The organism is Phaeobacter sp. JH20_29, from assembly GCF_048056175.1.
Lineage (GTDB): Bacteria > Pseudomonadota > Alphaproteobacteria > Rhodobacterales > Rhodobacteraceae > Phaeobacter > Phaeobacter bryozoorum.
Map to the genome: position 1 here is coordinate 474,460 of NZ_JAYMWO010000018.1, position 26,494 is coordinate 500,953.

General features: G+C 63.9%; 30 protein-coding genes, 1 tRNA gene and 1 riboswitch. Of the genes, 15 read left to right on the top strand and 16 right to left on the bottom strand.

The window, feature by feature from the left end; all coding sequences use genetic code 11:
* The first annotated feature begins 176 nt into the window (after positions 1 to 176).
* Positions 177 to 1,073: an RNA polymerase sigma factor RpoH gene (rpoH, locus tag VWZ85_RS17210; RefSeq protein ID WP_340544992.1), complete on the top strand. Its 897-nt coding sequence runs from the start codon at positions 177 to 179 to the stop codon at positions 1,071 to 1,073.
* A 263-nt stretch (positions 1,074 to 1,336) separates the two neighbouring features.
* On the top strand, positions 1,337 to 3,271 hold the full coding sequence (locus tag VWZ85_RS17215) for a methyl-accepting chemotaxis protein (protein ID WP_416556085.1): 1,935 nt from the start codon (positions 1,337 to 1,339) through the stop codon (positions 3,269 to 3,271).
* A 301-nt stretch (positions 3,272 to 3,572) separates the two neighbouring features.
* Here the strand turns inward: VWZ85_RS17215 and thiD are convergent, their stop codons facing one another.
* The 7 genes from thiD to thiC are packed head-to-tail and all read right to left on the bottom strand — an operon-like array spanning position 3,573 to position 9,676.
* The gene (thiD, locus tag VWZ85_RS17220; RefSeq protein WP_416589270.1) at positions 3,573 to 4,367 is read right to left on the bottom strand and encodes a bifunctional hydroxymethylpyrimidine kinase/phosphomethylpyrimidine kinase; all 795 of its coding nucleotides are present in this window, start codon (positions 4,365 to 4,367) and stop codon (positions 3,573 to 3,575) included.
* Positions 4,364 to 5,353, bottom strand: a complete 990-nt coding sequence (locus VWZ85_RS17225) for a ThiF family adenylyltransferase (RefSeq protein ID WP_416589271.1) — start codon at positions 5,351 to 5,353, stop codon at positions 4,364 to 4,366. Before VWZ85_RS17225 ends, thiD begins: the two co-directional genes overlap by 4 nt.
* Complete coding sequence (locus VWZ85_RS17230) at positions 5,329 to 5,922, bottom strand: thiamine phosphate synthase (RefSeq protein ID WP_416535514.1); 594 nt, start codon at positions 5,920 to 5,922, stop codon at positions 5,329 to 5,331. The genes VWZ85_RS17225 and VWZ85_RS17230 overlap by 25 nt, the downstream gene beginning before the upstream one ends.
* A 32-nt stretch (positions 5,923 to 5,954) precedes the next feature.
* A complete protein-coding gene (locus VWZ85_RS17235; RefSeq protein ID WP_416535515.1) occupies positions 5,955 to 6,722 on the bottom strand; it encodes a thiazole synthase in 768 nt (255 codons plus the stop codon).
* Between the two features lie 2 nt (positions 6,723 to 6,724).
* Positions 6,725 to 6,922 carry a sulfur carrier protein ThiS gene (thiS, locus tag VWZ85_RS17240; protein WP_340544998.1) on the bottom strand — a complete coding sequence of 66 codons (198 nt, stop codon included), beginning with the start codon at positions 6,920 to 6,922 and terminating at the stop codon, positions 6,725 to 6,727.
* The gene (locus tag VWZ85_RS17245; RefSeq protein WP_416589272.1) at positions 6,891 to 7,865 is read right to left on the bottom strand and encodes an FAD-dependent oxidoreductase; all 975 of its coding nucleotides are present in this window, start codon (positions 7,863 to 7,865) and stop codon (positions 6,891 to 6,893) included. The genes thiS and VWZ85_RS17245 overlap by 32 nt, the downstream gene beginning before the upstream one ends.
* A complete protein-coding gene (gene thiC, locus VWZ85_RS17250; RefSeq protein WP_340545000.1) occupies positions 7,862 to 9,676 on the bottom strand; it encodes a phosphomethylpyrimidine synthase ThiC in 1,815 nt (604 codons plus the stop codon). Before thiC ends, VWZ85_RS17245 begins: the two co-directional genes overlap by 4 nt.
* Positions 9,677 to 9,797: 121 nt before the next feature.
* Positions 9,798 to 9,926, bottom strand: a riboswitch (TPP riboswitch).
* Between the two features lie 209 nt (positions 9,927 to 10,135).
* Between thiC and bioB the strand changes: the two genes are divergently transcribed.
* From bioB to VWZ85_RS17285, 7 genes are all read left to right on the top strand, one after another.
* On the top strand, positions 10,136 to 11,113 hold the full coding sequence (gene bioB / locus VWZ85_RS17255) for a biotin synthase BioB (protein WP_416589273.1): 978 nt from the start codon (positions 10,136 to 10,138) through the stop codon (positions 11,111 to 11,113).
* Positions 11,113 to 12,252 (top strand): 8-amino-7-oxononanoate synthase, encoded by a 1,140-nt coding sequence (locus VWZ85_RS17260; RefSeq protein WP_416589274.1) that lies wholly within the window; start codon positions 11,113 to 11,115, stop codon positions 12,250 to 12,252. The genes bioB and VWZ85_RS17260 overlap by 1 nt, the downstream gene beginning before the upstream one ends.
* Positions 12,249 to 12,968 (top strand): dethiobiotin synthase, encoded by a 720-nt coding sequence (bioD, locus tag VWZ85_RS17265; protein ID WP_416589275.1) that lies wholly within the window; start codon positions 12,249 to 12,251, stop codon positions 12,966 to 12,968. The genes VWZ85_RS17260 and bioD overlap by 4 nt, the downstream gene beginning before the upstream one ends.
* On the top strand, positions 12,965 to 14,263 hold the full coding sequence (gene bioA, locus VWZ85_RS17270; RefSeq protein WP_416589276.1) for an adenosylmethionine--8-amino-7-oxononanoate transaminase: 1,299 nt from the start codon (positions 12,965 to 12,967) through the stop codon (positions 14,261 to 14,263). Before bioD ends, bioA begins: the two co-directional genes overlap by 4 nt.
* Before the next feature lie 3 nt (positions 14,264 to 14,266).
* Positions 14,267 to 14,887 (top strand): pimeloyl-ACP methyl esterase BioG family protein, encoded by a 621-nt coding sequence (locus VWZ85_RS17275; RefSeq protein WP_416589277.1) that lies wholly within the window; start codon positions 14,267 to 14,269, stop codon positions 14,885 to 14,887.
* Complete coding sequence (locus VWZ85_RS17280; RefSeq protein WP_416589278.1) at positions 14,884 to 15,672, top strand: methyltransferase; 789 nt, start codon at positions 14,884 to 14,886, stop codon at positions 15,670 to 15,672. The genes VWZ85_RS17275 and VWZ85_RS17280 overlap by 4 nt, the downstream gene beginning before the upstream one ends.
* 96 nt (positions 15,673 to 15,768) lie before the next feature.
* Entirely contained in the window at positions 15,769 to 16,296 is a 528-nt protein-coding gene (locus tag VWZ85_RS17285; RefSeq protein ID WP_416538100.1) for a DUF2478 domain-containing protein, read from the top strand.
* Positions 16,297 to 16,520: 224 nt separating this feature from the next.
* Here VWZ85_RS17285 and VWZ85_RS17290 read toward each other — a convergent pair.
* Positions 16,521 to 16,604 (bottom strand) — tRNA-Tyr (locus tag VWZ85_RS17290).
* Between the two features lie 120 nt (positions 16,605 to 16,724).
* Between VWZ85_RS17290 and rlmB the strand changes: the two genes are divergently transcribed.
* The 3 genes from rlmB to VWZ85_RS17305 all read left to right on the top strand — a co-directional run bounded on the left by rlmB (position 16,725) and on the right by VWZ85_RS17305 (position 19,172).
* The gene (rlmB, locus tag VWZ85_RS17295) at positions 16,725 to 17,501 is read left to right on the top strand and encodes a 23S rRNA (guanosine(2251)-2'-O)-methyltransferase RlmB (protein ID WP_416589279.1); all 777 of its coding nucleotides are present in this window, start codon (positions 16,725 to 16,727) and stop codon (positions 17,499 to 17,501) included.
* A 218-nt stretch (positions 17,502 to 17,719) separates the two neighbouring features.
* Positions 17,720 to 18,334, top strand: coding sequence for a YHS domain-containing (seleno)protein (locus tag VWZ85_RS17300; RefSeq protein WP_416589280.1), 615 nt, complete (start codon positions 17,720 to 17,722; stop codon positions 18,332 to 18,334).
* A 367-nt stretch (positions 18,335 to 18,701) separates the two neighbouring features.
* Positions 18,702 to 19,172, top strand: a complete 471-nt coding sequence (locus VWZ85_RS17305) for a CoA-binding protein (protein WP_416535524.1) — start codon at positions 18,702 to 18,704, stop codon at positions 19,170 to 19,172.
* 212 nt (positions 19,173 to 19,384) lie between these two features.
* Here VWZ85_RS17305 and VWZ85_RS17310 read toward each other — a convergent pair whose 3' ends face one another.
* Genes VWZ85_RS17310 through VWZ85_RS17320 form a run of 3 tightly spaced genes read right to left on the bottom strand, consistent with a single transcriptional unit; the run spans position 19,385 to position 20,978 of the window.
* Positions 19,385 to 19,702, bottom strand: coding sequence for a phosphoribosyl-ATP diphosphatase (locus tag VWZ85_RS17310; protein ID WP_416554641.1), 318 nt, complete (start codon positions 19,700 to 19,702; stop codon positions 19,385 to 19,387).
* Entirely contained in the window at positions 19,699 to 20,460 is a 762-nt protein-coding gene (gene hisF / locus VWZ85_RS17315; protein ID WP_340545012.1) for an imidazole glycerol phosphate synthase subunit HisF, read from the bottom strand. Before hisF ends, VWZ85_RS17310 begins: the two co-directional genes overlap by 4 nt.
* Positions 20,461 to 20,495: 35 nt before the next feature.
* Entirely contained in the window at positions 20,496 to 20,978 is a 483-nt protein-coding gene (locus tag VWZ85_RS17320; protein WP_416535526.1) for a DUF2867 domain-containing protein, read from the bottom strand.
* Between the two features lie 273 nt (positions 20,979 to 21,251).
* On the opposite strand from VWZ85_RS17320, the gene VWZ85_RS17325 reads away from it, so the two are divergent.
* Positions 21,252 to 21,698 (top strand): DUF302 domain-containing protein, encoded by a 447-nt coding sequence (locus tag VWZ85_RS17325; RefSeq protein ID WP_416589281.1) that lies wholly within the window; start codon positions 21,252 to 21,254, stop codon positions 21,696 to 21,698.
* Positions 21,699 to 21,816: 118 nt separating this feature from the next.
* On the opposite strand, the gene hisA is transcribed toward VWZ85_RS17325, so the two are convergent.
* The gene (gene hisA, locus VWZ85_RS17330; RefSeq protein ID WP_340545015.1) at positions 21,817 to 22,539 is read right to left on the bottom strand and encodes a 1-(5-phosphoribosyl)-5-[(5-phosphoribosylamino)methylideneamino]imidazole-4-carboxamide isomerase; all 723 of its coding nucleotides are present in this window, start codon (positions 22,537 to 22,539) and stop codon (positions 21,817 to 21,819) included.
* Between the two features lie 193 nt (positions 22,540 to 22,732).
* Between hisA and VWZ85_RS17335 the strand changes: the two genes are divergently transcribed.
* The gene (locus VWZ85_RS17335; protein ID WP_416589282.1) at positions 22,733 to 23,119 is read left to right on the top strand and encodes a DUF2147 domain-containing protein; all 387 of its coding nucleotides are present in this window, start codon (positions 22,733 to 22,735) and stop codon (positions 23,117 to 23,119) included.
* Positions 23,120 to 23,191: 72 nt separating this feature from the next.
* Here the strand turns inward: VWZ85_RS17335 and VWZ85_RS17340 are convergent, their stop codons facing one another.
* Entirely contained in the window at positions 23,192 to 23,443 is a 252-nt protein-coding gene (locus VWZ85_RS17340; RefSeq protein WP_416536740.1) for a WGR domain-containing protein, read from the bottom strand.
* Positions 23,444 to 23,614: 171 nt separating this feature from the next.
* The gene (locus VWZ85_RS17345) at positions 23,615 to 24,151 is read right to left on the bottom strand and encodes a peroxiredoxin-like family protein (protein ID WP_340545018.1); all 537 of its coding nucleotides are present in this window, start codon (positions 24,149 to 24,151) and stop codon (positions 23,615 to 23,617) included.
* Positions 24,152 to 24,253: 102 nt separating this feature from the next.
* On the opposite strand from VWZ85_RS17345, the gene VWZ85_RS17350 reads away from it, so the two are divergent.
* Complete coding sequence (locus VWZ85_RS17350; protein ID WP_416536741.1) at positions 24,254 to 24,985, top strand: AraC family transcriptional regulator; 732 nt, start codon at positions 24,254 to 24,256, stop codon at positions 24,983 to 24,985.
* 95 nt (positions 24,986 to 25,080) lie between these two features.
* Here VWZ85_RS17350 and hisH read toward each other — a convergent pair whose 3' ends face one another.
* Complete coding sequence (hisH, locus tag VWZ85_RS17355) at positions 25,081 to 25,719, bottom strand: imidazole glycerol phosphate synthase subunit HisH (protein WP_340545020.1); 639 nt, start codon at positions 25,717 to 25,719, stop codon at positions 25,081 to 25,083.
* Positions 25,720 to 26,307 (bottom strand): imidazoleglycerol-phosphate dehydratase HisB, encoded by a 588-nt coding sequence (gene hisB / locus VWZ85_RS17360; RefSeq protein ID WP_340545021.1) that lies wholly within the window; start codon positions 26,305 to 26,307, stop codon positions 25,720 to 25,722.
* Positions 26,308 to 26,494 lie beyond the last annotated feature (187 nt).

Sequence of the window (26,494 nt, forward strand, 5' to 3'; positions counted from 1 at the left end):
AAGATCCCGCCGCGCGTTGCGGCGGGTCGATGGTCTGCAACTTGCTGTGAACTTCGTCACAGACCGCTTTTCTTATGATTCCTATAAGAGATAAACTTGGCAACTCTTGAACGGGGCTGTGCGTTAACCCATATGACGAGATGTTAAGTCCTTATACATTGGGAGGGACACAAAGAATGGCAAATTATGCAAATCTGCCCGCGCCGACACCCGAAGGCGGGCTGAACCGGTACCTTCAGGAAATCCGCAAGTTCCCGCTGTTGGAACCGGAAGAGGAATATATGCTGGCCAAGCGCTGGGTCGAAGAGCAGGATAGTGCCTCGGCCCATAAGATGGTGACATCGCACCTGCGTCTGGCGGCGAAAATTGCCATGGGCTATCGCGGCTATGGTCTGCCGCAGGCCGAGGTGATCTCCGAAGCCAATGTCGGTTTGATGCAGGCGGTCAAACGCTTTGATCCCGAAAAGGGCTTTCGCCTGGCGACCTATGCCATGTGGTGGATCCGCGCCTCGATCCAGGAATATATCCTGCGGTCCTGGTCGCTGGTGAAACTCGGCACCACCTCGGCGCAGAAGAAGCTGTTCTTCAATCTGCGCAAGGCCAAGGCCCGTATCGGCGCGCTGGAGGAGGGCGACCTGCACCCCGACACCGTCAAGAAGATAGCCACCGACCTCGGCGTGACCGAGACGGAGGTGATTTCGATGAACCGGCGGATGTCCGGCGGCGATGCCTCTCTCAATGCCACCGTCGGCAGCGAGGGCGAAGGCACGATGCAGTGGCAGGACTGGCTGGAGGATGAGGATGCTGATCAGGCCGGCGACTACGAGGCGCGCGATGAGCTTGAGGCCCGCCGCGAGCTGCTCGCCAATGCACTGGATGTGCTCAACGATCGCGAGAAGGATATTCTGACGCAGCGCCGGCTGGCCGATCAGGCGAAAACGCTGGAGGACCTCAGCACGCAATATGGCGTCAGCCGCGAGCGTATCCGCCAGATCGAGGTACGCGCCTTCGAGAAGCTTCAAAAGAAGATGCGCGAGCTGGCGTCCGAGAAGGGCATGTTGCCGGTGAGCTGACCCGTCCGGAGCGGCCCGCGAATCGCAGATTGAACGGCCCCCTTTGCGGGGCCGTTTTTCCTGTGCCGCGAGGGGCGCCACAGCGCCGCCGCGACCAGCTGCGGCCCGAGGCGGGCGAAGGTTTCCAAACTCCTAAGACAAGAGATTGAAATTCTATGCAATAATGGCGTGAAGCCTGCGATTTTGGGTCTTTGCCTAACGCTTTGTTAGGGGCGCCGGTCCTAGTGTTCGGGGATGTAATTCCTCAAAGGACCAAGTAACCGATGCCGTCCATATTCTTTCGTCTTCCCATCCGTATCTACGCTGTGGTGGCGATGGCACTCGCGCTCTCTGTGCTGCTGACCGTCCTGCTGCTGTCACGCGCAGTCGACAACGCCTATGCCATGCGCGACCGTGAGCTCAGCAATATCATCGATACCTCAATCAGCCTGCTTGCCGATCTTGAGGCGCGGGTACAGTCTGGTGAGCTGACAGCCGAGGAGGCGCGCGCTCAGGGCCGTGAGGTGATTGAGAAAATTCGCTTCGAAACCTCCGGCTACCTCTTTGCATTCGACAAGGAACTTATCGTGCGTGCGCACCCCATGGTGCCAGACTGGGTCGGCACTGACCGGTCCGGCTTCGAAGACGTGAAGGGTATCAAGGTGTTCCAGGAGCTGGGCAAGGTTGCCGCAGCTGATGGTGCCGGCTCGGTCCGCTATTGGTTCCAGAAACCGGGTCAGACCACTCCAGAGCAGAAAATCGGCTATGTGAAGGCCTTTGAACCCTGGGGCTGGGTCATTGGCACCGGCTCCTATGTCTCTGACATTCGGGCGGATCTTGCCCAGATGCGGACCGAAGCGATGGCCACCCTCGCGATCAGCCTGATTCTTCTGGTGATTGCCTCGACGGTCCTGCTGCGCAGTGTTACCGGCCCGATCAACGGTCTGAAGGCGCGGATGGCCACGATGGCCGACGGCGAGACGGCGACGGATGTACCCTATACTCGGGCGCGCAGCGAAATCGGCGAAATGGCCCGAACGCTGGAGGCATTCCGCGGGAAGCTGCAGGAGCAAGACGTGCTGAAAGGCCAGCAGCAGACCCGCGACGCCGAGCGGTCCGATGTTGTGTCGATCATCTCCAGCCGTCTCGCGGCACTGTCGCAGGGCGATCTGACCGTGCGTATCAACGAGACCCTGCCGGAGGATTACGCCCAGCTGCAGCGTGACTTCAACCGCACCGCGGAAACGCTGAGCGCCACTGTGACCCAGGTGATCGACACCGCCGAAAGCATCCGCAACGGCGCCAATGAGATCAGCCAGGCCTCCGACGACCTGTCCAACCGCACCGAAAGCCAGGCCGCCACGCTGGAGGAAACCGCCGCCGCCCTGGACGAGATGACGGCCAGCGTGAAATCCGCCGCCGAAGGTGCCCGCAGTGTCGAAAGCATCATGCAGGAAGCCAAACAGGAGGCCGAAACAAGTGGCACCGTGGTGCAGAGCGCCGTCTCCGCAATGACCGAGATCGAGCAGTCCTCGACCCATATTTCGCAGATCATCGGCGTGATTGACGACATCGCCTTCCAGACCAACCTTCTGGCGCTGAACGCCGGTGTCGAGGCCGCGCGGGCCGGCGAGGCGGGCAAGGGCTTTGCCGTGGTCGCCAGCGAGGTGCGCGCCCTGGCGCAGCGGTCCTCGGATGCGGCGATGGAGATCAAGACGCTGATCGGCGACAGCACCAAGCAGGTGGAGCGGGGCGTTGATCTGGTGGGCAAAACCGGCGACGCGCTGCAAAGCATCGTGGAGCGGGTCGGGCATATCTCGAAACTGGTTTCGGGCATCGCAACCGGTGCCAGCGAACAGTCGACCGGTCTGCATGAGATCAACACCGGCGTGACCCAGCTTGACCAGGTCACCCAGCAGAACGCCGCCATGGTCGAAGAGGCCACTGCCGCCGGGCATATGCTCAATGCCGATGCCACCAAGCTGGCCCAGCTGGTCGCCCATTTCCGGGTCGCGGCGGGGGGCAGACCGGCCTCGGAACCTGCCCGCAAGACCCCAGCAGCGGCCCCGGCGCCGCGGGTCACCAGAAATGACCCCAAACCGGCGGCGCCCAGTGCCCATGGCGATGACTGGGATCTGGAGGCGGTGAAACCGACCCCGGCCCCGGCGGTCGCCAGCACCAGTGGCAACGCGGCCAAGGATATCTGGCAGGATTTCTGACCCGGAAACGGGCCTTGAAAGCCAGAATTTCAACGACCGAGACAGAGACCGCGCCGGACCATCCCGGCGCGGTTTTTCCATGCCTGCGGTCTGGCTGACGCCTGCCGCGATGATGCCGCGATTCCCCAGTGCTCCAGTGCTCCAGTGCCATGATCCATCGGCCCTGGTGTCGCGCCGGATGCCGATCGTCGCGATCAACGGCCAATGTCAGTCTCAAAGCGCTCCAGAAATCTGCGGCTGGAAACCGACATCACAGCAGCGAGCACCGGGAAGAGGCGGCGGGGAACCGACCATGCGCCAATCAGGCTGGGATCTCTTTCAGCCATTCATGCACATAGTCGCCAGCCGCCCGGCAGGCTGTCTCGATCTGTTGCGCGGCCATCAGCTGGACTGCGATTGCGGTGGCCAGGGTGCAGCCGGTGCCGCGCTTGGTCTGTTTCAGTCTTGGCCGCGGGAAGGCGACATGGGTGGCGTCGCAGAAAAGATGGTCCACTGCCATCGCGTCGGTCCCATGTCCTCCTTTGATCAGAACCGCTCCGGCGCCCGCCTGGTGAAGCTGGCCCGCCTGCGCTGCCATGCCGAAGTGCTGCGGGTCAAAGCTGCTCCCGCCGCCCGGAACTGCGCCGTGCAAGCCTGGGCATAGCTGCGATGCTTCGTGCAAGTTGGGGGTGATCAGATCGGCGCGGGCCATTAACGGTGCCAGATCACCGGCGTGCATCAGCCGACCGCCTGAACTGCTGCGCAGAACCGGATCCAGCACAACCGGACAACTCGGCGGAAGCAACCGCGCCAGAGTTGCGGCAATTGCCTCGGCAGCTGCCGCGCTTCCGACCATGCCGATCTTTACCGCGCTGATCGGGCCGGTCTCAACAGCGGCCTGTATCTGACCCAGAATACCGTCAACCGGCGTCGGGTAGATCTCCTGCAAGGCCTGGTTGGTCTGCACGGTCACGGCTGTCACCACCGGTCGCAGGCTCAGCGATCGAGCCGCGAACTGCGGGATCATGCGGGCCATCGCCGTGGCGGCGGCGATATCACGGGTCAGCCCGGCGCCGCCGCTGCTGTCGGTGCCTGCGATGATCAGCAGCGCGCTCATTGCCGCCGCCCCGCTGCCAAGAGCGCCAGATCTCCGGCAAAGTCAGGCGCAAGCTCCGCCGCCTTGCGCCAGGCCCGCAGGCCACTATGACAGGCAAGCACAACCCGGCGGTCCGTCGGCAGATCGGCCGCCGTCAACCGATCCGGCAGGATGCGGACAGCGGTCGTCGTGGCCGGTTCAGCGGCCTCATCCTCCGGGCGCAATTCTATCACGTAATCGGCGGCGGTCACGCTGTTCATCCCGATAAAGGGCAGCGACCGCGCAGGCTCTGCAGCCGTGGCGAAATCAAACCCGCCCATCTGAAGCCCGGCAAAGTCGAGGCTGAACATCCGCCCCAGCGGGGTTGGCTGATGGCCCAGTAGCAACTTCAGGGCAAGCTGTGCCTGCAGGGCGCCAATCACCCCGACAACCGGCCCCATAATCCCGGCACTGGCGCAGGTGGCGCTCCTGTCGGGTGGGTCGGGGAAGACGGCGCGCAGCGAGGGGCCGCCCCCGCAAAAGACGCCGACATAACCCGATTGCGCCAGTGCCGACGCACTGATCAGCGGACGCCCCAGCGGCTGACAGCAATCCGAAAGCGTGTAGGACACCGCATAGCTGTCGGCAGCATCTATCACCAGATCGGCCGGGCCGACCGCAGCGGCGACATTGTCCGGTGTCAGGTCGCGTGCATGAGGGTGCAGTCGCAGCTCCGGCGCCATTGTGATCAGCCGCCTGCGCGCGGCCTCGACCTTGTAGCGGCCAACGTCTGCAAATGTATAGAGCGGCTGGCGTGGCAGGTTGGTTGCCTCAACCCGGTCCCCGTCCATCACCGTGATTTCGCCAATACCGGCACCGGCAAGATATTGCAGAACCGGACAGCCAAGCCCGCCGGCCCCGACAACAAGAATATGGGCGCTGGCCAGCCTCTGCTGTCCCTCGGCGCCCACCTCCGGCAAAGCGGTCTGGCGGTCAAAGCGGCTCATCTCGCGCAGGCCCGGATCCATTCCAGGGTCCGCGCCTCCGGGTTGGCGGCCTGCTGGATATCCGTCACCACGGCAGCGCTGTCTGCACCTGCGGCAAAGACCCCGGGCAGGCGTTCGGGCGTCAGCCCGCCAATGGCAACCAGCGGTGTGTCTCCCGCCATCGCTTTCCACCGGCGCACCCGGTCAAGCCCCTGTGGGGCCCATTTCATCTGTTTCAGCAGGGTTTCATAAACCGGACCAAGCGCCACATACTCAGGGCCATGGGCGAGGGCGCGCTCCAGCTCCGCTTCGTCATGGGTCGACAGGCCAAACCGCACGCCCTTGCGGCGCAGGGCCTCAAAATCGGCCGTGTCCATGTCTTCCTGCCCCAGGTGCACAAAGCTGCAGTTCAGATCCAGTGCGGCCTGCCAATAGTCATTGACCACCAGCTGCGCGCCATGCACGGCGCAGAAATCCCGCGCGCGGGCAATCTGGCGGCGGATCTCCGGCTCCGGCAGGTCCTTCAGCCGCAGCTGCACCAGTCGCACGCCATGCGGCACCAGCAGTTCCAATTGGCTGACATGACCAACGATCAGGTAAAAACGCTCCATTGTCGTCTCCGTGAATAAGGGGGGGGCGCAGCTCAGCTTAGCGCTGCGAGGCCAAGAACAGGGGTGGAGGGCACCGCCATATCGCGCCGCTCCATCGGGTCTGCGTGATATCCGGCGCGCCCGGCCTCAATCGCCAGCGCCATGGCGCGCGCCATTCCGGCAGGATCTCCGGCCTTGGCCACAGCGGTGTTCAGCAGCACGGCATCCATGCCCAGCTCCATCGCCTGCGTCGCATCCGACGGGCGGCCAATGCCCGCATCCACGATCAGCGGCACCTCAGGGAAATAGGCCCGCATCGCGCGCAGGCCATCCGGGTTGCGCAAGCCCTGACCGGATCCGATCGGCGCGCCCCAGGGCATCAGCACCTCACAGCCCGCCTCAAGGAGTTTCTCTCCGACCACCAGATCGTCGGTGGTGTAGGGAAAGACCTGAAACCCATCGTCGGACAGCGTACGCGCGGCCTCGACCAGCCCGAACACATCCGGTTGCAGCGTGTCGCAATGGCCGATCACTTCCAGCTTGATCCAGGGCGTGCCGAACAGTTCGCGCGCCATCTGGGCGGTGGTCACTGCTTCCTGCACGGAGTGGCAGCCTGCGGTGTTGGGCAGGATGCGGCAGCCGGTATCGCGCAGGCCGTCCCAGAATCCCGCGCCGGAGCCATCAGCGGTCTCGCGCCGCAGGGACACGGTGATGATTTCGCAGCCACTGGTTCTGATTGCCTCGCTCAGGACCACAGGCGAGGGGTATTGGGCGGTGCCCAGCAGCAGCCGCGAGGTGATCTCTTCTCCATAGATCTGCATCGTCATCCCCCCTGCATCGGGGCGAGCACTTCGATGCGGTCGCCCTCGTTCAGCTCGGTGTCAGCGCGTCGGGTGCGGGCCACAAAGGCGCCATTCAGCGCGGTGGCGACCGACGGGCTGATATAGCCCAGCTCACGCAGCGCAGCTTCCAGCGTCCGGGCGCTCACCTCATGCGCTTTGGCGTTCACGGTGATGTTCATCTGATGTCTCCGGTCTGAGGCGGTCCGCCACCTGCTGCGCCATCGCGGGCGCCAGCAGAAATCCGTGGCGGTACAGCCCGTTGAGGAATAGCGTCCCGCCGTCCTGATGAAGGCGGGGCAGATTGTCGGCAAAGGCGGGGCGCAGGCCTGCGCCGGTTTCCACCACGCTGGCCTCGGCAAATCCGGGATGCAGCGTGAAGGCAGCATTCAGCAGCTCGCTGAGCGAGCGCAGGGTGATCGCGCGCGCTGATGTGCTCTCGATCATCGTGCCGCCGATCATGAACAGCCCGTCGCCGCGTGGGACGAGGTACAGCGGTATTCTCGGGTGCAGCAGCCGCAGGGTGCGGGTGAACATGACCTCCGGGCAATGCAGTATCGCCATCTCTCCGCGCACTGGCCGCAGGCCCGTTAGCCGGTCGGCGGCGGCGATGCCCCGGCAGTCGATATCAACGCTTCCCGGCGCATCAGCCCCCAGACAGATCTCAACGCCAAGGGCAGAGACCGCAGCCGCCAGATCCCGGATCGCCTGTCGCGGGTCCAGATGTGCCTCCTGCTCAAAGAACAGCCCCTGCGCAAACCGCCCCGCCAGCGCCGGCTCCATCGTCGCGATCTCGGCCTCGTCCACGCCCCGATGCCCGGTGGTGCGGCGGGCAAAGCGGGTCAGCTCGGCCCGGTCGCGGGCAGGCGCTACCATCAGCGTGCCGCGCCTGTGGACGCTCGTGACCTTGGCCCACCAGTCGATGGCGCGGCCACCGAGGGTGATCACCGCCTCCTCGGCGCTTTCGCGTTCGCACCAGGGGGCGAGCATGCCGCCGGCATAGCGCGCGACACTGCCTGCACCGATCGCAGCCGCGCGTTCGTAGATCCGCACGGCGGCCCCGCGCTGCGCCAGCTCATAGGCGCAGGCGAGACCGGCGAGGCCTGCGCCTGCGATGGTGATCATTCCGCCGGTTCCGCAGCCTCAGGTGCAGGCACATATAGCTCGCCGCCCTCGCGGAACTTGGCCGCCATTGCCTCCATGCCTTCCTTCTGCGCTTCGGCGCGGATGTCGTGGCTGATCCGCATGGAGCAGAACTTCGGCCCGCACATGGAGCAGAAATGCGCCACCTTATGGGCCTGTTTCGGCAGAGTCTGGTCGTGGAATTCGCGCGCAGTATCCGGGTCCAGCGACAGGTTGAACTGATCCTCCCAGCGGAACTCAAACCGCGCGCGGGAGAGCGCATCATCGCGGCGCTGCGCCCCCGGCAGACCCTTGGCCAGATCGGCGGCATGGGCTGCGATCTTATAGGTGATCACGCCGGTTTTCACGTCGTCCCGGTCAGGCAGGCCCAGGTGCTCCTTCGGCGTCACGTAGCACAGCATCGCGCAGCCGAACCAGCCGATCATCGCCGCCCCGATGCCGCTGGTGATGTGGTCATAGCCCGGCGCGATGTCGGTCGTCAGCGGCCCAAGCGTATAGAACGGCGCCTCGTGGCAGCACTCCAGCTGCTTGTCCATGTTTTCCTTGATCTTGTGCATGGCGACATGGCCCGGACCCTCGATCATCACCTGGCAGTCCTTGGCCCAAGCGATCTTGGTGAGTTCCCCAAGGGTTTCCAGCTCGGCAAACTGCGCCTCGTCATTGGCATCGGCGATGGAGCCGGGGCGCAAGCCATCACCCAAGGAGAAGCTGACGTCATACTGGCGGCAGATGTCGCAGATCTCCTCGAAATGCTCATAGAGGAAGCTTTCCTTGTGGTGATGCAGGCACCACTTCGCCATGATTGAGCCGCCGCGCGAGACGATCCCCGTCACCCGGTTCACGGTCATCGGCACCATGTGCAGCCGCACGCCCGCATGAATGGTGAAGTAATCGACGCCCTGTTCCGCCTGCTCGATCAGCGTGTCGCGGAACACTTCCCAGGTCAGGTCCTCGGCGATGCCATTCACCTTCTCCAGCGCCTGGTAGATCGGCACGGTGCCGATCGGCACGGGGGAGTTACGCACGATCCATTCGCGGGTGTTGTGGATGTTGCGGCCCGTGGACAGGTCCATCACCGTGTCAGCACCCCAGCGGATCGCCCAGACCAGCTTGTCCACCTCTTCTTCCATCGAGGAGGTGACGGCAGAGGTGCCCATATTGGCGTTGATCTTCACCTTGAAATTGCGGCCGATGATCATCGGCTCGAGTTCGGGGTGGTTGATGTTGGCCGGGATGATGGCGCGACCGGCGGCGATTTCGGAGCGAACGAATTCCGGCGTCACGTAGTCGGGGATATTGGCGCCAAAGTCATTGCCGTCGCGTTTGCCATGGCAGGGCGACAGCTCGCGCAGCTGGTTTTCGCGGATCGCCACGAACTCCATCTCCGGCGTGATGATACCGGCGCGGGCATAGGCCAGCTGGGTCGGCGCGGCGCCGTCCTTGCCGCGCAGCGGGGCAGGCTTCACCGGGAACTCAGGCACCAGCCGGTCGCCCTCGACAAAACCGTTGTCCTCTGGCTTCACATCGCGGCCCTGATAGCTCTCGACGTCGCCGCGCGCGAGGGTCCACTGGCGGCGCAGGGCGGGCAGGCCCTGTCGGATATCGGTCAGCACGTCAGGGTCGGTGTAGGGGCCGGAGCTGTCATAGACCGGCAGCGGCGCCTCGCCCGCAGTTGGGTGGGTGGCGATCTCGCGCATCGGCACGCGGATGTCCTGATGGACCTCGCCTGCAACGTAGATCTTGCGCGATGCGGGCAGGCCACCTGTGGTGATCTTTGGGTTGGGGACGTTCATTATGGTGCTCCTCGAAGCCTAGACTCAGAAAAGACACCAGATGAGGCTTGGCTCGGGAAACAGAGGGCGCGCGGCCCTCTTGTTCGGTCAACGCAGGGTGGTCGGGGTGTATTTGTCCCGGCGCCGTGCATGCCTAGCTTCCTACGCCAGTATCAACTGGGTCAGGTTCAAAGGGTCGCGCCGCCGGTTTGGGTTGCCCCGCACCAAAACGCCTCTCAGTCCCCTTGGCGGGACTCCCCTGCGTGCCTTAGGGGTAGGTGAGATGCTGTCATCCCGTCAACCTGTAATTTTATAGATTATTTATATCTATAAATAACAATGCGCTAAATCCATGATGACTCCTCCGGTGGGGCAAATCGCTGCATCGCAGCTTTGCACTTGATCGTAACCCAGTAAGTTATCTATAAAACCGAAACGCCATCCGCGCATGGCCGACAGGTATAGAGAACAGGAGACAGCATGCTGGACGCTGCACCCATCCGCACCGACTGGACCCGCGAGGAAGCGGAAGCGATCTACAACAAGCCGTTCATGGATCTGCTGTTTGAGGCGCACAGCGTGCACCGGCAGTATTTCGACCCCAATCAGGTGCAGAAATCCAAGCTCCTGAGCATCAAGACCGGCGGCTGCGCCGAGGATTGTGCCTATTGCTCGCAGTCGGCGCGCAACGGCGCGCAGCTCTCGGCCTCCAAGCTGATCGAGGTGCAGCGAGTGATTGCCGAGGCCAGGAAAGCCAAGGAAGGCGGCGCGACGCGCTACTGCATGGGGGCCGCCTGGCGCTCGCCCAAGGACCGCGACATGGCCGCGCTTGAGGCGATGGTGCAGGGCGTCAAGGATCTGGGGATGGAAACCTGCATGACGCTCGGCATGCTGGACGAGGAGCAGGTGTTCCGCCTCAAGGACGCAGGTCTGGACTATTACAACCACAACATCGACACCTCGGAGCGGTATTACTCCGAGATCATCACCACCCGCACCTTTGCCGACCGGATCGACACCCTGAACCGGGTGCGCGAGGCGGGAATCAAGGTCTGCTCCGGCGGCATCGTCGGCATGGGCGAGCAGCAGCTGGACCGCATCGACATGATGCTGGCGCTGGCCACGCTCGAGGTGCATCCGGATTCAGTGCCGGTCAACATGCTGATCCCGATCGCCGACACGCCGCTCGCCAATGTCGAGAAGCTGGATCCGATCGAATTTGTCCGTTCCGTGGCGCTGGCCCGGATTTTGATGCCGAAATCCCATGTGCGCCTCTCCGCAGGCCGCACTGATATGTCGGACGAGATGCAGGCGATGTGCTTCTTTGCCGGGGCCAACTCGATCTTTGTGGGCGACACGCTGCTGACCGCGGACAACCCCGAAGAGGACAAGGACCAGCAGCTGTTCGATCGTCTGGGCATCACCGCCATGGCTGCGGGTTGCGACGGCAGCCGCTGATGGCGGGCGCCTTCCCGAGGCATGAGACATCGCTGGAAGCGCTGCGCACACGCGGACGCTACCGGCAACTGATGCCGCGGGACGGGCATGACTTTGCCTCCAACGACTACCTTGGGCTGGCAGGCAGCGATGTGCTGCGTGCCGCCGCCGCTGACGCACTGGCGCGCGGCGTGCCGGTGGGCGCGGGCGGTTCGCGCCTGTTGCGCGGCAATGACGCCGAACACCAGTTGCTGGAGACGGAGGCGGCCGCGTTTTTCGGAACCGAGGCCGCGCTGTTCATGGGCGGCGGCTTCAATGCCAATCAGGCGATCTTCTCCACGCTGCCGCAGCAGGGTGATCTGGTGCTTTATGACGCGCTGATCCATGCCAGCACCCACGACGGGATGCGGCTGGGCCGGGCAGAGACCCGCAGCTTTGCCCACAGCGATGCGGAGGACGCGGCACGGGTGCTGAAGGACTGGCGCGCTGAGGGCGGCACGGGGCAGGCCTGGATCGCGGTTGAGGCGGTCTATTCCATGGACGGCGACCTGGCGCCGCTCGGTGCGCTGATGGCGCTGGCGGATGCAGAGGGCGCCGTGCTGGTGGTGGATGAGGCGCATTCGACCGGCGTGTTCGGCGATCTGGGTCGCGGACTGGCACATGACATCGCCCACCGCTCCAACGTCCTTTCCTTGCACACCTGCGGGAAGGCGCTGGGCGCTTCCGGCGCGCTGATCTGCGGCCAGCGGGTTCTGATCGAAACGCTGATCAACAAAGCGCGCGGCTTCATCTTCGCAACCGCGCCGTCGCCCTTGAACGCGGCGCTGGTGCGGGCGGCCTTGCAGGAGCTTCAGCAGAACCCGGACCGCCGCGAACAGGCGTGGCAGGGGATTACTCATGCGCATGATGAGGCCAAACGCCAGTGCGGGCTGGAGGGTTTCCAGAGCCAAATTCTGCCGGTGGTGATTGGCGACGATAAGCGCACCATGGCGCTGGCCGCGAGGATGCAGGCCTGCGGCTATGACATCCGCGGCATCCGCCCGCCGACGGTGCCGCGCGGCACCTCGCGGCTGCGGCTGTCGATCACATTGAACACAGGGGCAGAGGTCATCACCCGGATGTTCGAAGACCTCGCCCGAGACATGGAGATTGCAGCATGAGCGCGCTGATCGTGACCGGAACCGATACCGGCATCGGCAAGACCATCTTTTCCGCCGGTCTGGTGCAGGCGCTCGGTGCCACCTACTGGAAACCGGTGCAATCCGGGCTGGAGGAGGAGACCGACAGCCAGATCGTCGCCCGCCTGTCGGGCCGCCCGGCGCTGCCGGAGGGATACCTGCTGCAACTGCCCGCCTCGCCGCATCTGTCGGCGGAGGCCGAGGGCGTGGAGATCGACCCGGATACGCTGCCGTTGCCCGAGGTGGATGGCGTGCTGGTGGCCGAGGGCGCGGGCGGGCTGATGGTGCCCTTGAACCGCAAGCTGCTGTACCTCGACCTGTTCGCCCGCTGGCACGCCCCGGTGATCCTCTGCGCCCGGACGCAGCTGGGGACCATCAACCACACGCTGCTGTCGCTGAGGGCGCTGCGCGATGCAGGCTGTCCGGTGGTCGGCGTGGCCTTCATAGGCGACGCGGAGCCGGCGGTGGAGGAAACCATCTGCCAGTTCGGCCAGGTGGCGCATTTGGGACGGCTGCCCTTCATGGAAGAGTTGAGGGCCACGCCCGAGCCTGGGCGGGTGCGAAGCGCCCTTCCGGGGGGAGGGTCGGGCGCGGCCCGGTCTATCGACCGGACAAGAACGGTGCTCGAAGATACCTTTGCCGAAAGCATCAACGTGGACCTGATCAAGGAGGCCTTGGACCAAGGAGAGATGGCATGAGTGCGGCAGACCTCACCCAGCTGGAATTCGACCAGCAGCACCTCTGGCACCCTTACACCAACGTGGCCAAGCCCGGCCCAACTTTTGTGGTGAAGGAAAGCGAGGGCATGTACATCACCCTGGACGACGGCACCCGGCTGATCGACGCCATGTCGTCCTGGTGGTGCATGATGCACGGCCACAGGAACCCGGCAATCACCAAGGCAATCCACGACCAGCTCGACACCCTGCCGCATGTGATGTTCGGCGGGCTGACCCATGACCCCGCCATCGACCTGGGCCGCAAGCTCTTGGAGATCGCGCCCGAAAGCCTGACGCGCATTTTTTACTGCGACAGCGGCTCGGTCTCGGTCGAGGTCGCGATGAAAATGGCGGTGCAGTACCAGCACGCCATCGGGCAGCCGGACCGCCAGCAGTTCGCCACCATCCGCTCCGGCTATCACGGCGATACCTGGAAGGCGATGAGCGTCTGCGACCCCGACACCGGGATGCACCACCTGTTCCAGGGCGCGCTGAGCGTGCAGCATTTCGTCTCACGCCCGCCGGTCCGCATCCATGAGGACTGGGTGGACGACCCGGCCCTAAACGGATTGGGTGAACTGCGCGATGTGCTGGAGGCCAACGCAGAAAGGATCGCCGCCTTCATCCTGGAACCTGTGGTGCAGGGTACTGGCGGTATGTATTTCTACCACCCGGAATATCTCAATCAGGCCCGTATCATCTGCGATGAGCTGGGTATCCTCCTGATCTTCGACGAAATCGCTACCGGCTTTGGTCGCACGGGGGAGCTGTTCGCTACCAATTTTTGCACAGTGGAGCCGGATATCATCTGCCTTGGCAAGGGGCTGACCGGCGGCCATATCTCCTTTGCCTGCACCATGACCAACGACCGTGTGGCGGAGGGCATCGGCGGCGGCAGTCCCGGTCTGTTCATGCACGGGCCGACCTACATGGGCAATCCGCTGGCTTGCGCCGCGGCTAAGGCCTCTCTGGATCTGCTGACCGGACAGGACTGGCGCGGCACCGTGGCGGCCATCGCTGAGCAGTTGCAGGCCGAACTGGCCCCGGCCCGCGATCTACCCAATGTGGCTGATGTGCGGGTCTTGGGCGCCATTGGTGTCATCGAGATGAAGCACCGCGTCTCGGCGGATGAGGCGCACGCGCGGGCGCATGAGATGGGCGTGTTCCTGCGCCCCTTCGGCACCAATATCTACACCATGCCGCCCTTCATCACTTCGGCAGATCAGCTGAGCGAAATCACCGCAGGCATGCTGCGGCTGGCGAGGGAACTCTAGGCGATGGAATTCCGCTGGCTCAAACAGAACGAGGCAGCCGAGGCCATTGTGGTCTTCGGCGGCTGGGCGATTGGGGCGGATGTTTTTGCGCATCTCACCGGCCCTGAGGATGTTCTGTTTGTCAGCGATTTCCGCAGCCTTGATGCCGATCTCCCCGATCTGTCTGGCTACGATCATGTCACGCTGCTGGCCTGGTCTTTCGGCGTTGCGGGTTATGCCCATTGGCAGCAGGGGCGCGGCGATCCCTTTGATCGCAAGGTCGCGGTCAACGGCACCCTTGCGCCTGTGGACGAGACGCGCGGCATCCCGCCGGAGGTGATGGCCAGGACCGCAGAGGGGCTGAGCGAGCAGAGCTTTGCCCAGTTCCTGCGCCGGACATTCAATGCGCCGCAGCCTCCCCATGAGATCGACATCGACGCCCGCCGGGCCGAGCTGCATGCGGTCGCGCAGCGCGGACCGGCGTCGGCTGTCGGCTTTGACCTGGTCTGGATCGCCGGGCGGGACCGGATCTTTCCGCCCGCAAATCAGCACCGGGCCTGGGCGGGCGTGGCGCTCAGGGAGCTGCCCACAGCCGCCCATGCGCCGTTTGATCACTTCGACAGCTGGCAGGCCCTGCTGTCATGAGGGATCTGGCCCCCCCAACCGTGGATGCCGCCCGCGTGGCCCGCGCCTTTCGCCGTGGGCTTGGGAGCTACCACGATGCTGCCAGCGCGCAGGCACAGATCGCGGCAGAGCTGTCGGCGCTCCTCGCTGCACATATCGGCACCTCCCCCGTCGCACATCTGTTTGAATTCGGGGCAGGGACCGGCCATCTGACCGATGCGCTGTTGCGGGATCTGTCGGTCCGCCATCTCACGCTCAACGACCTTGTGCCAGAGGCAGAGGCAGGCCTTCAGCCGGTTCTGGCAGCGCATGGGCAATCGGCGCTCTTCCTGCCGGGACGGATCGAAACCCTCGCGCTGCCCGAAAACCTGGACCTGATCGCGGCTGCCTCGGTTGTGCAGTGGATCGGCGACCTGCCTTCCCTCCTGCAAGGGTTTGAGACCGCGCTGCGCCCCGGTGGCTGGCTGGCGCTCTCTGGCTTTGGGCGCGCGCATTTCCACGAATTGGTCGCGCTGGGGTCCGGGGCGGCGGCGCCCAACTACATGGATCACCACGAATGGGCGCAGCATCTGCCGCCGGGGCTGCGACTGGTCGAGTTGCGGCAGGCTCCGATCACGCTCAGCTTTGAGACCCCGCGCGCCGTGCTGCGCCACCTGCGGGCAACGGGCGTGAATGGCCAGTCTCGGGGTGGCTGGACCCGCAGAAGGCTGCGCCAGTTCGAGGAGGACTATCGTCGCCGCTTTGGCCATCAGGGGGGCGTGCGGCTGACCTATGATCCGGTGCTGATGCTGGCACAGCGTGTCTGATGCCAAAGTCGTGTATCGCGCGGCAATCGGGCCTCTGGCTGTCATGTGCATTTGGGGTTAGCCTGCGGGCACGCAATTTCCTAGCAAGAGGCCACAATGCATCTGTCCTACGTGATGACCCAGGAACGCGGTGCCACCGATAAACTGCTCAGCGCCCTGGCGGAGCGGTTGCAGGCCGATGGGCTGCGGCTGGCTGGCATCGTCCAGACCAACACCGAATGCTACGACAGCCAGCTCTGTGACATGGATGTGCGCGTTCTGCCCGCGGGCGAAACCATCCGCATCTCGCAGTCTCTCGGCCCCGAGGCACGCGGCTGCCGCCTGAACCCCGAGGCGCTGGAGCGCGCGGTTGGACAGGTAACGGCAGCGCTGGGGCAGGACCCGGCGCCGCAGGTTCTGCTGGTCAATAAATTTGGCAAACACGAAGCTGACGGGCGCGGGATGCGCCCCGTTATCGGCGAAGCGCTGGCGCGCGGCGCGGTCGTGGTTTCAGGTGTGAACCGGATGAATGTGGAGGCGTTTCAGAGCTTTTCCGACGGGCTGGCACAGGAGGCCGAACCGGACCTTGAGGCGTTGGTAAGCTGGGTCCATTCCGCCGTCGCACAGGCCGAACAGGAGCGCTGAAGCCTTCGCGTCCAACCTCCAATTCGATGAGGCCGGCGCAGATTGCTGCGCCGGTTTTCTTCTGCCGCAGCCACGGATCATCAGCAGATGACATGGAAAGCGGCTCAGCGGCTGAGCGTCTTGATGTGCCGGAATAGTGATATGTATCAGAGGCTTGCGAGATGCGCCCATGGTCCGGGCGGCTGCCACCATCTTCTTGCTTACCGGTGCTGAAAGAGAGAAGATGGTGGGCGACCCTGGAATCGAACCAGGCGTGCGTCTCCGCGAGGGAGTTACAGTCCCCTGCCACACCTTGCGGCCTGTCGCCCACAATCAGTTGCGTGTTGCACCTGATGTGGAGGCGTGATTACAAGCAGGCCAAAGGGGCGTCAACAGGAAAATCGCCAGATTTTCACACGGGTCCGGATTTCTTTCTGCTGGAGAGCAAAATGTCTAAAAAACCCAAATGGGTCGTCGAAAAAGAGCAGTCCAAAAAGGCAGCCTCGGCGGAAACGGTATGGTTGTTTGGTCTGCATGCGGTGCGCGATGCGCTGCTCAATCCCAAGCGCGAAAAACTGCGTCTGATGGTGACCCAGAACGCCGAGGCGAAACTGGCCGATGCCATCGCCGAGTCGGGCATCGAAGCCGAGGTGATCGACCCGCGCAAGTTCAATCCGCCGATCGACAAACAATCCGTCCATCAGGGCGCGGCGATGGAGGTCAAGCCGTTGAACTGGGGCGGTCTGGCGGAAAACTGCATCGGTGCCGAACGCCCGCGTGTGGTGCTCCTGGACCGGGTCACTGATCCGCATAACGTCGGTGCCATCCTGCGCTCGGCCGAGGTGCTGGGCGCCAGCGCCGTGATCGGCACGCGGCATAACTCGGCACCGGAAACCGGCGCCCTTGCCAAAACCGCCAGCGGCGCGCTTGAGCGCCAGCCCTATCTGCGGATGCGCAATCTCGCCGATACCATCGTCGAGTTGCAGCGGATGGGGTTTCTGGTGCTCGGCCTTGATGGCGAGGCGGAAGAGACCATCGAAACCGTGCTTGAGGGGCGCAAGGGGGATCCGGTTGCCCTGGTGCTGGGGGCCGAAGGGCCGGGCCTGCGCCAGAAGACCAAGGAAACTGTGGATCATCTGGTGAAGATTGACGCGGCGGGCGGATTCGGATCGCTGAACGTCTCCAATGCCGCGGCGATTGCGCTTTATGCCTCCATTGCGCGCTAAGCCTTGCCTGCCTGTCGATGCCGCCAGCTGAACCGCTAGCGGCGGCCCAGCCCCGATCAGGGGTTGGGCGCATCTGTGCAAAGGTCACGGATCCATCACAAATGCGTATCCACCCTTTGCAGCGGCCTGCGCGCCGGGCAGACTTGGCCGGGTAAGAGCGACTGTTCTTGCTGCGCTTTAATTCCAACCCCAGTTTCCTGACAAGGACCTGCACGCCCGTGACGTTTTCGACTGCCATCATCTGCCGGAGCTGGCGCGCCTGCGCGCAGCCCGTGTTGGGTGCCTCGGCAGGACTGGTGGCTGGTTTGCTGGCCAGTTTGCTGGCCGGTCTGGTGGTCGGCGGGGCCGCGTCGCGAAGCGATGCCAAGGCGGGATCCAGGCTCGCCGCCCTGTGCCTGGGCGCGCTGATCACCCTGGCCGCAGCGACGCTGACAGCCGCGCCGGCACGGGCGGAGGTTGCACTGGTCTCCGCGCCGCGGGGGCTGGCGGTGGGCGGCCATGACGTGGTGGCGTTCTTTCAGGATGGCGCGGCAATCCCCGGTCAGCAAGACTATGCGATCCTGTGGCGCGGGGCGATCTGGCGCTTTGCCTCATCGCAGAATCAGGAAGAATTCGAACGCAATCCCAGAGCTTTTGCGCCACGATTTGGCGGCTATTGCGCCTATGCGCTGTCGCAGGGATATCTGGCGCCCGGCAATCCGACGCTCTGGGTGATTGCCGACGGGCGACTCTATCTCCTGAACAACCCCAGCGCATTGGCCGCCTGGGAGGCGGAGCGGCTGAGGTTGATCGCTGATGCCGAACAGCAGTGGCCAGCCGTCCTGCGCAAATGACCGCCCCGAACGCCTGCTTGTGCTATGGGCCTATGTGACTGGCCCCGCAGGAGAAATGTCACGAATTTGAGAGGATCCCTTTCAAAACGCGATGACCATCCCATATTATTAACAGACTGCGAATTGGAACCTTCGCAGATCTTTTTCACTGTCCCTCGTTCCATACCTCGCGCCCAGGTTTGTCCTGGGCGCTTTTTTATTGTCTGACCGGGCTTTATCTCTCGTTCTTGCACCAACAGGCTGGTCCGCCAGCGGGCGTCAGAGCCGTTGCAATTCATCTTGCACCTCGTGTCCCAGCCGATAGGCTCAGGCAGATCGAAGCGCGATGAGGGCGCTTTGATACAAGGCCAGAACAGCCGGGGGAGCGATGCCAGACTATTCCGATCGACATCTGAAGGACGTGCTCACACGGAGCAAGACCATTGCCGTGGTCGGGGTCTCCACGAACCCGGTGCGTCCCAGCTACTATGTGGCCCGCTATCTCGGGCTCAAGGGCTATCGCGTCCTGCCGGTGAATCCCGGTCATGCCGGCAAAACCCTGTTCGGCCAGACCATTCACGCCAGTCTACGGGACATCGACGAGCCGGTGCATATGGTCGACATCTTTCGCCGCTCAGAGGCGGTCCCACCCATTGTCGAGGAGGCGCTGGAGGTCTGCGAGGGGCTGCAGACGATCTGGATGCAGATCGGGGTCGAACATGCCGAAGCGGCTGAACGGGCAGAAGCGGCAGGCCTCACCGTGATCCAGAACCGATGTCCCAAGATCGAATATCAGCGCCTGTTTGGCGAGCTGCGCATGGGTGGGTTTGCCACCGGAATCATCTCGTCGAAACTGTGATGCCCGACCGCCGGGCAGGGCGCTCCCGCCCATTCCCGCCGCCCTGACGGGCGGCATACACGGTTGGGCCGGGCGCCGCTGCGCGGCGTAGACGATGTATTGGGATCCCTCGAAGGGCCTTAACGATTGTAAGGGGTCCTTGCGCGTCAAGGGCAAGCCGCGCGTGCCGCGCGGAGGCTGCGCCTCCCCTGATCCGCCGCATGGCCTGGATTTCAGCCCTTGGGGCGGGCGGCCTTCTCGGCGATGCCGCTCAGACCCTGACGCTCGGCCAGCACCTTTAGCACATCATCCAGCGCCACATCGCGGGCCGCCAGCATCACCAGAAAATGATACAGCACATCGGCGCCCTCGGAGGCAAGTCCGGCCGTGTTGTCCTTCACCGCCTCGATGATGGCCTCAATGGCTTCCTCGCCGAATTTCTCGGCGCATTTCTCTGGACCCTTGGCCAGCAGTTTGGCGGTCCAGCTGCTCTCCGGATCAGCCCCCTTGCGGGACAGAATGGTGGCTTCGAGATCGTGCAGCAGACTCATGTCAGCCTCATCGGGATACCGGCCTTGGCCATATGCTCTTTGGCCTCCTGGATGGTGTATTCGCCAAAGTGGAAGATCGACGCCGCCAGAACCGCGCTGGCGCCGCCTTCGGTGACGCCCTCGACCAGATGGTCGAGCGTGCCAACCCCGCCAGAGGCAATCACCGGCACGTCCACCGCATCCGAAATGGCGCGGGTGAGCGGCAGGTTGAAGCCGGATTTCGTGCCGTCGCGATCCATCGAGGTGAGCAGGATTTCCCCGGCGCCCTTGGCAACGACCAGCCGGGCAAAGTCCACCGCATCAATGCCGGTTTCGCGGCGCCCGCCATGGGTGAAGATCTCCCATTTGCCGGGGGCCACGGTCTTGGCGTCGATGGCGCAGACGATGCACTGGCTGCCAAACTGATCGGCCGCCTCGCGGATCACATCCGGGTTGGCCACGGCTGCGGAATTGAACGACACCTTATCGGCGCCTGCCAGCAGCAACGCGCGCACATCATCCTTTGTGCGCACCCCACCGCCCACGGTCAGCGGCACAAAACACTGCTCTGCGGTGCGTCGCACCATATCGAACATGGTGCCGCGATTTTCGTGGGTTGCATGAATGTCGAGAAAGCAGATTTCATCCGCGCCTGCCGCGTCATAGGCCTTGGCTGCCTCAACCGGGTCTCCGGCATCGCGCAGGCCGACAAAATTGACACCTTTGACCACGCGGCCGTCAGCCACGTCGAGACAGGGGATGATACGGGTCTTCAGCATGGCGATCCCTTTGCCGCTGGGGGTGCCTTGTGTCTTTACTGCGCGGGTGGTTGGGATGCAATCATCGGGCGGTGCCGCGCGATGCGGCGCATGCTGTCACGGATGATCAGGATGTGAAACGGCATCACCAGCGCCAGATAGATCCGTCCCAGCAGATTGTGACGATGCACCCAGGTGGCCATGTGAATCCGTCCTTCGTGCCGCAATACGGTGATACGGAAATCGAGATGAGCATCATCGGCGCCCAGGATCAGCTCGCGGCTGTCCTCGAATGTCACCGGAAAAATCGCGCCCTCGCCGCTGTCGCTCACCTCGGTCTTCAGTCCGAGCGGGCGGACCAAGGCATTGCGCAGCCGCAGGAGTGCGGCTGCCCAGCCCGGCATCGACAGGCCGATATCGGCGGCTTCACGCGGGGTGAGCGGACTGTCGACCGCATAGCCATCGACAAAATCACCGGGCGATACCATCTGCCACAAACGGGCGCTGTCTGGGAGGCGGGTCTTGCGGACGCGGGGCATGGGAGAACTTTCGTGTCTGTGATCGCAACCGGAGGCGCCGGTTGCGCTGTCGCCGCGCAATAGACGCCATTACGTGAGGAATGGAAAGCAGGCGCGGTGCCGCAGGCCGCGCGTGGCCCTGGGGTGTCGACCGCGGGTCTTGCCTGGCAGAGGGTGGGCCACAGAGGGGCGGTCAGGTCAGCGACACTCTGCCGATGCCTGAGATGTGAATTGCCTGTTTGCCCCGCTTGGCCTGTGCTGCTGGCATGTTGTCATTTTCTCGGAGCCATCGCCATGATCAAATCCCTCGCCCTTGCCGGAACTCTTGCTGCGCTCTCCGCGATCCCGGCCGCAGCCGAACTGATGACGGTTCCGAGCCCGAGTTCCGTGTCTGAGACCATGGATGCGCTACAGGCGGCGGTCGAAGGCGCCGGGGCCACGGTTTTTGCCCGGGTGGACCACGCTGCGGGTGCGGCAGCCGTGGATATGTCCCTCGCCGAGGCGCAACTCCTGATCTTTGGCAATCCCAAGCTGGGCACCCCCGCGATGCAGGCGGATATGCGGGCGGGGCTTTTCCTGCCGCTGAAGGTTCTGGTCCATGAGGATGCCGAGGGGCAGGTCTGGCTGACCTATGAAAACCCGGCAGAGATGCTGGCGGGTCTGGATATCGCGGCTGATGCCGATGTCATCGCCAAGATGCAGGGCGCGCTGGCAAAACTGACGGCGGCCGCCGCGCGCTGATCCGCTGCGGGGGCAGCTGGAGCCAACCGGGAGCGGGGGCCGGGGCGGGGGCGCTGCCCCCTCTGGGCCTTTGGCCCATTCACCCCCGAGATATTTTCGGCCAGAAGAAGACCAGGTCTCAGCCCTTCAGGATCTTCAGCGCCTGCGCGAGGTCGATGGCCCCATCGTAGAGGGCGCGGCCGGAAATCGCGCCATTGAGCGGCGCGCCGCAGGATTTCAGGGCCTGCAAATCGTCGAGCGAGGACACGCCGCCCGAGGCGATCACCGGGATGCTGACGGCATTGGCCAGATCTGCCGTTGCCTCGATATTCGGCCCCTTCATGGCGCCGTCGCGCAGAATATCGGTGTAGATGATCGCGGCAACACCTGCGTCTTCGAAGGATTTTGCCAGATCCGTAACCATCACATCGGTTTCCTCGGCCCAGCCTTTGGTCGCAACGCGGCCATTGCGCGCGTCAATGCCGACGGCAACCTTGCCCGGGAATGCACGTGCCGCCTCGCGGACCAGATCGGGATTTTCCACCGCCACGGTGCCAAGGATCACCCGCGCCAGCCCCTTGTCGATCCAGCGTTCGATGGTCGCCATATCGCGAATACCGCCGCCCAGCTGTGCGGGCACCTGGCACCGTTTCAGAATGTCCTCGACCGGGGCCGCATTGACCGGCTCGCCTGCAAAGGCACCGTTGAGATCGACCAGATGCAGCCATTCGCAGCCAGCGGCGACAAACTCCAGCGCCTGCGCTGCCGGATCGTCGTTGAAGACCGTTGTCTTGTCCATATCGCCATGCAGCAGGCGAACGGCTTGCCCGTCCTTGAGATCAATTGCGGGGTAGAGGATCATATCGCGTGCCCTTATCGGTACTGCCAGAACTGTCTGAGCCGGGGCCGCCGCCTCCGGTCGCCGGTGATCGGGGGCGGGCCTGCTCTGACGCCTCTTTTGCACAAGGCGGCCCGTGATTGCAACGCGACCCGAGGTCAAGCTTGCCTGAATTGCCTGTTGGCGGCCAGACTGGCTGCAAAAGGGAGGATGACACATGAAGAAACTGGCACTTGGCGTGACATTTGCACTGGGGCTGGCGGGCATGGCGGCGGCGGATCCGGTGCTGGGCACCTGGAAGACGCAGACGGATGACGGCTCTTTTGCGCATGTCACCATGGCGCCCTGCGGCGCGGCGGTCTGCGGCAAGATCAGCCGGACCTTCAATGCCGAGGGAGAGTATAAATCCCCCAATATCGGCAAGACATTGGTGATCGATATGGTGGCCAATGGCGACGGGTCTTATGCGGGCAAGGTCTGGCGGCCGTCGAACAACAAGATCTACATCGGCAAGATGAACCTATCGGGCGCATCGCTGGCTCTGCGGGGCTGTGTCGCGGGCGGGCTGATCTGCTCCAAACAGACCTGGAGCCGCGTGAAGTAAACAGCCGGATTGCTGTGAGTGATCGGACGGGCGGCGTGGACGGTATGTCTGCGCCGCCTTTTTTGTGCCCGTCTAGAACAGCCCCAGCTGAACCGGAATCGGGACAAAGCCGCGTTTGATCTGACGGTCGCGCTGCTGCGCCGCTGCGGCCAGCGCGATCTCCTGCGAGGCATAGTAGCTGCGCCGCTGCTGCCCTCCGGCCTCACCCAAGGGCCCGCTGGTCTGCTCGACACACCATTCGCCAAACAGGGTTCGGCTCAGATGCAGCACGCAATAGCGGTGCTGGCCTTCCTGGTGGTCGAATTTTTCAAGACGGATCTGCACCGGACGGTGACCTGCAAGCGACTGGGATATCTGGGTCTGCGGTGTATGCCCTTGTGCGGCACCGCTGTCCATCCATTCTTGCCCGGATTTCTGCCTGTCGACCTGAGGCAGGTGGCGATCCGGCCACAGCACGCCGTGGCCGACAGGCGCCGCGACCTGGCGCAGCCCGCGTCAGACGTCGCCGTCGTATTCGCCGCGCGCCGGATAGTCGTTGGCGATGGCGAAATCCAGCGCCGATACCAGCTCTGAAAAATGCGGCCGGACAAAGGGCATGGTCTGCACCGACCCATAGTAGAGCGTCTGCTCAGGGGTCACCATGAACAGGCCCGGTTCGGAGAACAGCGCCGGCTCCTCGATCCCGATTGATGTCTTCCCGCGTGAGGTCGACAGGTACAGGCCCCATTGGCGGGCGACATTCAAGGGCAGATCATAGCCAAACCGTAGGTTCTTCGCCTCGATCTTCTCGGCCATCGCGCGGGTGCGCTCTTCGCCGTCCGAACTGACCGCAATGCAGTTCACGCCACGGCTGGCGAAATCGGCCACCCGTTTTTCCAGTTCCTTGAGGTAGTTGGCACAGATCGGGCAGTGCAGTCCGCGATAAAAGCAGATCACGGTGCCGCGCTGGCTGTCTTCCCGCGACAGGTCAAACGGTCCATGGTCCAGCGTTGGCAGGGTCAGATCGGGCGTGGGTTGGCGTGGCATCAACATGTTGTCGCTCCTTGTTCGAAGTCAGCCCTGGGGGCTTGTCTCGAAGTATGACGCAGCATAGTGTCAGATAAATCCGAAAAACCTGACGGAAACACCGATACCATGGACCGCCTGACCACATTGATGGAGCGTTTCCAGCTCTCCGTTCGCGCTGCCGCACCGGGAGAGGCCAATCTTATAGCTCTGGCGGATGCGTCGGGGGAGCCGGTGCGGCTGCTCTACAGCAGTTGTGATGATGCCCCGGCGCAACCGCCCGACAGGGTGATGTGGGCGGCACGGGTGGATTGGTCAGGGCGCCGCAATCCGCTCATCGCCGCACTGCCAGGGCTGGTGGATTATGACATCGCCGACAAGCCGGAGGCCCGGGATCTGCTGCGGTTGATGCGGGACGAGGCTGATGCGCAGCGCTGCGGGGCGCAATCGGTGATCAACCGGCTGGGGGAGGTGCTGATGGTGCGGCTGCTGCGGCATCAGATCCGCGAGGGTGCTACGGAGCCGGGGCTGCTGGCAGGGCTGTCCGACCCGCGTCTCAGCCGGGCGATTGTGGCGATGCACGATCACCCCGGCCGCCTTTGGAGCAATGCCGATCTGGCCGAGGTCGCCGGCCTGTCGCTGTCCCGCTTTGCCGAGCTGTTCGGGGCCGCTGTCGGCGAAACCCCGATGGGGTACCTGCGCCGCTGGCGGTTGATTCTGGCGCATCAGGATCTCACGCGCGGCGACCGGGTGGAGGCGGTGGCCCGCCGCTATGCCTATGCCAGCCCCGAAGGCTTCAGCCGTGCCTTTCGCAAGGCCTATGGCGCGGCGCCGCTCTCGCTGCGCAGGGCAGCGGCCTGATCGCGCCCCGCCTGTCATCTTTCCATAAATACTCAAAAACAAAAGCCGCCTGTGCAGCAGGCGGCTTTTTCATATGCTGCGGGTCAACCGCAGCGTCACGGTCGCCAGGTCAGAAAATTCCCGATCATCCGCAGGCCGATATCCTGGCTTTTCTCCGGGTGAAACTGCATCCCCACCATGGTGTCGCGCCCGATGACGGCCGTGACATCGCCGCCATAGTCCACATGCGCCAGCCGTTCCGCCGGATCGGTGACGCGGAAATGATAGGAATGCACGAAATAGCAGTGATCGCCTGAGGAAATACCATCAAAAATCGCGTGGTCATGGTCGATCACCAGATTGTTCCAGCCCATATGCGGCACTTTCAGACTGTGGTCGCTGGGGGTGATCTTGACCACATCGCCCTCAACCCAGCCAAGGCCGGGCGTCTCGCGATACTCATGACCGGTGGTGGCCATCAGCTGCATGCCGACGCAGATGCCGAGGAAGGGGCGGCCGTTCTGCTCGACCGCCTCCACCATCGCTTCATAGATGCCGCGATGGCCGCGCAGTTCTTCTGCGCAGGCCGGAAAGGCGCCGTCGCCGGGCAGCACCAGCCGATCGGCCCGCGCCACCACATCCGCGTCAGAGGTCACGATCACCTCGCCGCCATTCACCTCCCGCGCCATGCGCTGAAAGGCTTTTTCGGCGGAGTGGAGATTGCCCGATTCATAGTCGATGATCGCGGTCAGCATTTACAGAGCGCCTTTGGTGGACGGGATCGCATCCGCCTTGCGCGGGTCGGTCTCAACGGCGGTGCGCAGCGCGCGCGCCACCGCCTTGAACGCGGCCTCGGCAATATGGTGGCTGTTGAACCCGTGCAGCTGGTCGATGTGCAGGGTGATGCCGCCATGGGTGCTCAAGGCTTGAAAGAACTCGCGCACCAGCTCGGTATCAAAGCTGCCGATCTTCTGGGTTGGCAGCTCAACGTTCCAGATCAGGAAGGGGCGTGCCGACAGATCCAGCGCACAGCGCACCTGGGCGTCATCCATCGGCAGGTGGCATTCGCCATAACGGTTGATGCCTTTCTTGTCGCCAAGTGCGGCAACCAGCGCCTGACCCAGTGCAATGCCGGTGTCCTCCACCGTGTGGTGGTCGTCGATGTGATAGTCACCCTTGGCGCGGATGGTCATGTCGATCAGCGAGTGGCGCGACAGCTGGTCCAGCATGTGATCAAAGAAACCGACGCCGGTCTGATTGTCATAGGCACCAGTGCCATCGAGGTTGATCTCGACACTGATCTCGGTTTCGGCGGTCTTGCGGGTGATCTGAGCGGTACGCATGGTCGGCATGTCCTTGATATCCTGCCGCTGCTTATAGGGGCAGGGCGGGGCCGCGCTCAAGCCTGCCGCGTCAATTGGCGCAAAACTGTTGCGCCAATTGTCTGCGGCCAGCCTCTCATGCCCGTCGCCGGGGATTGCCTCTGCTGCGCCCGCATGCCAGCTTGGCGCGCAAACCACGCATTCCCAA